The organism is Neorhizobium sp. DAR64872/K0K18 (assembly GCF_050500175.1).
Classification (GTDB): Bacteria; Pseudomonadota; Alphaproteobacteria; order Rhizobiales; family Rhizobiaceae; genus Neorhizobium; species Neorhizobium soli.
This window is the reverse complement of record NZ_CP191445.1, coordinates 1,106,121-1,112,500: the sequence shown is the minus strand read 5'-3', so window position 1 is coordinate 1,112,500 and position 6,380 is coordinate 1,106,121. Positions and strand designations below refer to the sequence as shown.

3 protein-coding genes are annotated in these 6,380 nt (G+C 61.7%); 1 reads left to right on the top strand and 2 read right to left on the bottom strand.

What is annotated here, in order from left to right; genetic code table 11:
• The first annotated feature begins 131 nt into the window (after nt 1-131).
• Entirely contained in the window at nt 132-2,069 is a 1,938-nt protein-coding gene (locus ACQY1P_RS04910; RefSeq protein ID WP_430253235.1) for a M23 family metallopeptidase, read from the top strand.
• Between the two features lie 68 nt (nt 2,070-2,137).
• Here the strand turns inward: ACQY1P_RS04910 and clpB are convergent, their stop codons facing one another.
• Both clpB and ACQY1P_RS04900 read right to left on the bottom strand, forming a co-directional pair.
• Nucleotides 2,138-4,738, bottom strand: a complete 2,601-nt coding sequence (gene clpB, locus ACQY1P_RS04905) for an ATP-dependent chaperone ClpB (protein ID WP_325264143.1) — start codon at nt 4,736-4,738, stop codon at nt 2,138-2,140.
• A 394-nt stretch (nt 4,739-5,132) separates the two neighbouring features.
• Nucleotides 5,133-6,140: a DUF4167 domain-containing protein gene (locus tag ACQY1P_RS04900; RefSeq protein WP_062454272.1), complete on the bottom strand. Its 1,008-nt coding sequence runs from the start codon at nt 6,138-6,140 to the stop codon at nt 5,133-5,135.
• Between the last annotated feature and the right edge of the window lie 240 nt (nt 6,141-6,380).

The following is a 6,380-nucleotide window of genomic DNA, read 5'->3' as shown; positions in this document are numbered from 1 at the left end:
GGCGGGTTCCCTAAGGTGCTGAGTTTGACTCATGTCGATGAAACGGGCACATGGTTGGCCCAAGGTACTGCAGGCAGCATTCCCCCGCTGTCTATGGAACAACACGCATCACGGGACTGGCAAAGACTGGCATGATGACGGCCCGCAGCATGATACGCACGCTCGGCAACGAACCGCCGATCCTCGCCGATGGCCGTCGCGCGCCGGATCGGCGCGAGATCTCCATGCGCTGGCTTTCGGGCACCTTCCTGACCGGCATTACATCGTCTCTCCTAATGGGCGTCGCGCTGTTTGCTGCGCTTGACGGTCGCCAGCAGCTTGCCACCCCTGCCGAAGCCTCTGCCGCGGTCCCCTCGGATCATGACGACGACATCACGTCGCGCGGCAAGCGCCTGCTCGGCGGCAATATCGTTGCCATGCCGACCGACCGGCGGATCATGGAAGTGTCCACCGTCGTTCACGAGGGAAATAAGGAAGTCGTGCGCCGCCGGCCCTTCGCGCATGTGAAGATGAACCTTGCCGTCAACAACGTCGCGCCGGAAGCCTATCCGAAATTCGATCCGCTCAGCATCTTCTCTTCCAGCGAAGCGCCGCCGCCGGCCAACAGCCGCACCGGCGCGATCTATGGATCCAACGTGGAATCCGACGTCAGCCTGCAGACCGTGCCGTTCCCGGTGAAGGGCGGTACCTTTGCCTATGCGGCGCCGATGACGCTCGAGGAAGTGGAAGAAAACGTCCGCTCCAACGGATCCGTCCTGACATCGGGCAATACCCAGCTCTCGGCACTCTATTATGTCGACCCTCAGCGCTTCTCCTCCGAAGATGAGGATGTCGACCTGACATCGGGTCTGGCTGCCCGCATCGTCGAGCAGAACATGTCGGTCTCGACGCCGGAACCATTCACGGCACGTAGCCGCGAATATGCAGACGATATCATCCCGGTCCGCCAGCCGACCACGATCGCCCAGGCGATGACCTCCGTCGGCTACCCCGAGACTAAGGCCCGCGAAATCGCCGGCTATCTCAAGTCGCGGATCGGCAGCGAGGATGTGGCCGCCGGCGACGTGATCCGCATCGGCGTGATCCAGGAGGGCCAGATGGTCCTCGTCGTGCGCGCCAGCATCTATCGCCGTGGCAATCACCAGATCACCGTTGCCGCCGACGACAAGGGCCATTTCATCGACGGCAAGGAACCGCAGATGCTGGATGCGGTCGCATCCGCGTTCAGCGAGCAACCGGCCATCGTCGCCGGCCGCGAATTGCCCGATGTCTATGACGGCATCTATCGCGCCGCCCTCTCCTACGGCATGAACAGCGATATGACATCGCTGCTCGTCAAGCTTCTCGCCAGCAATGTCGATCTTCAGGCACAGCTGCGTCCCTCCGACATGATCGAGGCCTTCTTCTCCGTTTCGGACGAAAAGGGTCAGGCCAGCCGGGATTCGGAACTTCTCTATGTAAACGCCAGGTTTGGCGACACGACTACCCGGTTTTACCGGTTCCAGGATCAGGATGACGGTTCGGTCGATTACTTCGATCAGGACGGCCGCAGCGTCCGGCAGTTCCTGTTGCGCAATCCGGTTCCGAACGGACGCTTCACGTCAGGCTTCGGCATGCGTAACCATCCGATCCTCGGCCGGGCCTTGATGCATACCGGCTCCGATTGGGCGGCCCCGCGCGGCACGCCGATCATCGCCACCGGCAACGGCACCGTCGAAAAGGCGGGCTGGGACAGCGGCGGTTACGGCAACCAGACTCTCGTGCGCCATGCCAACGGTTATGTCTCGTCCTACAATCACCAGAGCGCGATCGCCAAGGGCGTTCGCGAAGGCGCCAAGGTAACCCAGGGTCAGGTGATCGGCTATGTCGGCTCGACCGGCCAGTCGACCGGCGCCCATCTGCATTACGAACTCGTGGTCAACGGCACCAAGGTCGATCCGATGAAGGTGCGCCTGCCCGGCGGCAAGTCGCTCGACGGCAAGGCACTGGCGCGGTTCGAGGAAGAACGCACCCGCATCGATGCGCTGCTGAAGAGCACATCGAAGCCGGCCGAAGTCGCCAGCCGCTAATCTTGCCCTCAAACGAAAAAGGCCGCCCCGTTTCCGGTGCGGCCTCATTTTTCGTTCGCGGTTTGCGTTTATGCCGCTTCGCTCATGCTGCCCTTGATACGAAACAGCAGCCGGTCCGAGCCTGATGTCACGTTGATCGTCGATCCGTCCGGGATCTGTCCGGCAAGGATCTGCTCGGCCAAGGGATCCTGCACGAACTTCTGGATCACCCTCTTCAAAGGTCGGGCGCCATAGACAGGGTCGTAACCCTTGTTCGCCAGCCATTCGCGGGCATCGCTGTCCAGTTCCAGTTCGACCTTGCGATCGGCCAGAAGCTTCAGCAGACGCTGCAGCTGGATATCGACGATCGCGCCCATCTCGTTGCGCTTCAGCCTGTGGAACAGGATGATTTCGTCGACGCGGTTGAGGAACTCAGGCCGGAACGAGGCTTTCACCACGCCCATCACCTGCTCGCGCACGCTTTCAGAATCCTCGTCCTCGCGAAGGCCGGTCAGATATTCGGCCCCGAGATTGGATGTCATGATGATCATCGTGTTCTTGAAGTCGACCGTGCGGCCCTGCCCGTCCGTCAGGCGCCCGTCGTCGAGAACCTGCAGGAGAACGTTGAAGACATCGGGATGCGCCTTTTCGATCTCATCGAACAGAACGATCTGGTAGGGCTTGCGCCTGATGGCTTCGGTCAGAGCACCACCTTCGTCATAGCCGACATAGCCGGGAGGCGCGCCGATCAGCCGCGAGACGGAATGCTTCTCCATGTATTCCGACATGTCCAAGCGCACCATCGCCGTTTCGTCGTCGAACATGAAGCGTGCGAGCGACTTGGTGAGCTCGGTCTTGCCGACGCCGGTCGGGCCGAGGAAGATGAACGAGCCGATCGGCCGGTTCGGATCCTGCAGGCCGGCACGCGAACGGCGAACCGCGCGCGACACGGCCTGCACCGCATCGCCCTGACCGACGACCGATTTCGCCAACTCGTCTTCCATCCGCAGCAGCTTGTCGCGCTCGCCTTCCAGCATCTTGTCGACGGGAATACCGGTCCAGCGGGACACCACATGCGCGATCGCATCCGGATTGACCACTTCCTGCACCATGGCGTTGCTGGAACTGTCCTGTGCTTCCGCCTGTGCGAGCTCCTTTTCGAGATCGGGAATGACGCCGTAGGTCAGCTCGCCGGCACGCTGGTACTCACCCTTGCGCTGGGCAGTGGCCAGTTCGTTGCGTGCTTCGTCGAGCTTGCCCTTGAGATCGGCGGCAAGTCCGAGCTTCTGCTTCTCAGCCTGCCAGCGCGCGGTCAGCGCATCCGCCTGCTCTTCCAGCGACGTCACTTCGGTCTCGAGACGGACCAGCCGGTCGGCCGAGGCTGTGTCGGTTTCCTTCTTCAGCGCCTCACGCTCGATCTTCAGCTGCATGATGCGGCGATCGAGTTCGTCCAGCTCTTCGGGCTTGGAATCCACCTGCATGCGCAACCGCGATGCGGCTTCGTCCATCAGGTCAATTGCCTTGTCCGGCAGGAACCGGTCGGCAATGTAGCGGCTCGACAGGGTTGCAGCGGCAACCAGCGCCGAATCCGAGATGCGGACCTTGTGGTGCTGCTCGTATTTTTCCTTGAGGCCGCGCAGGATCGAGATCGTATCCTCGACCGACGGTTCCTCAACCATGACCGGCTGGAAACGACGAGCAAGAGCCGGATCCTTTTCCACATGCTTGCGGTATTCATCGAGCGTGGTCGCGCCGACGCAATGCAGCTCGCCGCGGGCAAGAGCAGGCTTTAAAAGGTTGGACGCATCCATCGCGCCATCCGCCTTGCCGGCTCCAACAAGCGTGTGCATCTCGTCGATGAACAGGATGATCTCGCCGTTTTCCGACTGCACCTCGTTCAGCACGCTCTTCAGCCGCTCTTCGAACTCGCCGCGATATTTGGCACCCGCAATCAGCGCGCCCATGTCGAGCGCCATCAGCTTCTTGTCTTTGAGGCTTTCCGGCACGTCGCCATTGACGATACGCAGCGCCAGACCTTCGGCGATCGCCGTCTTGCCGACGCCGGGTTCACCGATCAGGACGGGATTGTTCTTGGTGCGGCGCGACAGAACCTGGATCGTGCGGCGAATTTCGTCGTCACGGCCGATCACCGGATCGAGCCGGCCATCGCGCGCTTCGGTCGTCAGGTCGCGGGCATATTTCTTCAGGGCTTCAAAGCCCTGTTCAGCAGTCGCGCTGTCGGCGGTGCGGCCCTTGCGCAGGTCGTTGATGACCTGGTTGAGACCCTGCGCCGTCAGCCCCGCCTTCTTCAGGCTGGCCGATGTCGAGGCCGAGCTTTCGATCAAAAGCGCCAGCAGCAGTCGTTCGACCGTGACAAAGCTGTCGCCGGCCTTCTTGGCGGCTTCTTCCGCTGTCGAAAACACTTTTGCCAGCGGCTGCGAAAGATAGATCTCGCCATTGCCGCCCGATACCTTCGGAAGCTTGGAAAGTGCAGCGTCGTTTGCGATGCGCGCATCCTTGGCGCTGCCGCCAGCGCGTTCGATCAATGCGGAAGCCATGCCCTGGTCGTCGTCGAGCAGAACCTTGAGCAGATGCTCTGGCGTAAACTGCTGATGACCAGCGGACAGGGCCTGGGTCTGGGCAGACTGAAGGAAGCCCCGTACCCGCTCGGAATATTTTTCGATGTTCATAAGATAAACCTCCTGAATCGCCCCGCCCTCCATGGAGGCACGGACCGATGATTGAGATGGGGCTCCCTTTAAAGGCGAACCCGGCCGGCCAACCGGCCTTGGTGAAGATATGGGAGCGCGATTTTGTGATTTAAAGACGCGGAGAAGAGGATTTAGGCGATATTGGCGCGGCGTCGATCGAGCCGGGATCGCGCGATGTCGTCGAGCCGACAACTCGCCGCCGCACCCGGGTAAGACCGGCGACGTAACAGGTGCAAAACGTGCAAGGGACAGGATCCAAGGCGAGCCAGGTGCAGCATGGCGATCTCCCGCACGAGCATTCGGCTACCCCTCAAAGAAAAACTCCGGCCTTTCGACCGGAGTTTTCATATCAATCGTACAGTGTCAGACCGGCTTATTCGCCAGCTTCTGCCAAGGCCGGCTTGTCGTCACCGTCGCCGGCATCTCCGCCGTCTGCCGCATCGGCATCCTTGCGGGTCTGGCGACGTGGACGGTTACCTGCCGTGCGGCGACGGCGTGGCGTGGCTTCCGTCTGCGATTCCTCTTCGACCGAAACCTCGACCGGCGTGCCCTCGATATCAGGCTGCGGGCCGGATCCATCGACCACAGGCGCAACGGCTACCGGAGCTTCGGTGACCTGAGGCGCGCGCTGTCTGGTCCGTGTCGGAGCGACCGGCTGTTCGGCAGCCGGTGCAGCAGGCTGCTCCATCGGCTGCTCGCTGCCCTGTTCAGGTGCGCGCTCTGCACGGTCCTGACGCTCTGGGCGGTCGGGACGTTCCGGGCGACGCTCGCGGCGCTCGTTTCGGTCACGCCGGTTTTCGCGCGGCTGCTGGTCCTGGCCGGACTGGCTGCCCTGGTTGTGCCCAGAGTTTTGACCCGGGTTCTGTCCAGAGTTTTGACCGGAATTCTGGCCTGAGTGCTGTCCAGAGTTCTGGCTGGAATTATGCTCGCGGCGTGGCTGCTCGTCCATCATCGGCTGTGGTGCGTAGCCCATATCGTCGCCGTCACCCTGATCCATATCGTCTTGATCGATCGAGTTGCCGTCGCGGTCCTGGTATTCGCCACGCTCCTGATGCTGGAAACGGTCCTGCATCTGTGCCTGCGCTGCAGCAATGATGCGGTAATAGTGTTCCGCATGCTGCAGGTAGTTTTCGGCCATGACACGGTCGCCTGCGCTTTGCGCATCACGAGCAAGCGTCGAGTATTTTTCGGCGATGTGCTGAGCGGTGCCGCGGATTTTTACATCCGGGCCGGAGCTGTCATAGGACCGGCTGAGCGGGTTGCCGCCCTTGCGATTGAAATTGTTGTTTCCACCGCCGCTGCCGCCGCCGCCGCCATTGCTGCTGCCGCCATTGTTGCTGCCACGCCCCCGACCGCGCTTGTTTTGCTGTCCTGGCCTCATATATCGTTCACCAACTCTCTGTCTTCGCTGATAAAAGGCCACGCGGCCCGCCGGTCATCGCCGGAACAGGACTTCGCGTGCCATGCGCAGGTCGACCAAGGCGGCCTGCCGCTTTCAAAGTCAAATTACCTGATCACGCACTGGATCTGCTCAACCTGCTCGGTCTTCGAAAAGAGCCGGTTCTACGGTTGACCTTTTAGCGAGAACGAATCGTTGTTCACTCCCAGCCGCCCCGATGCG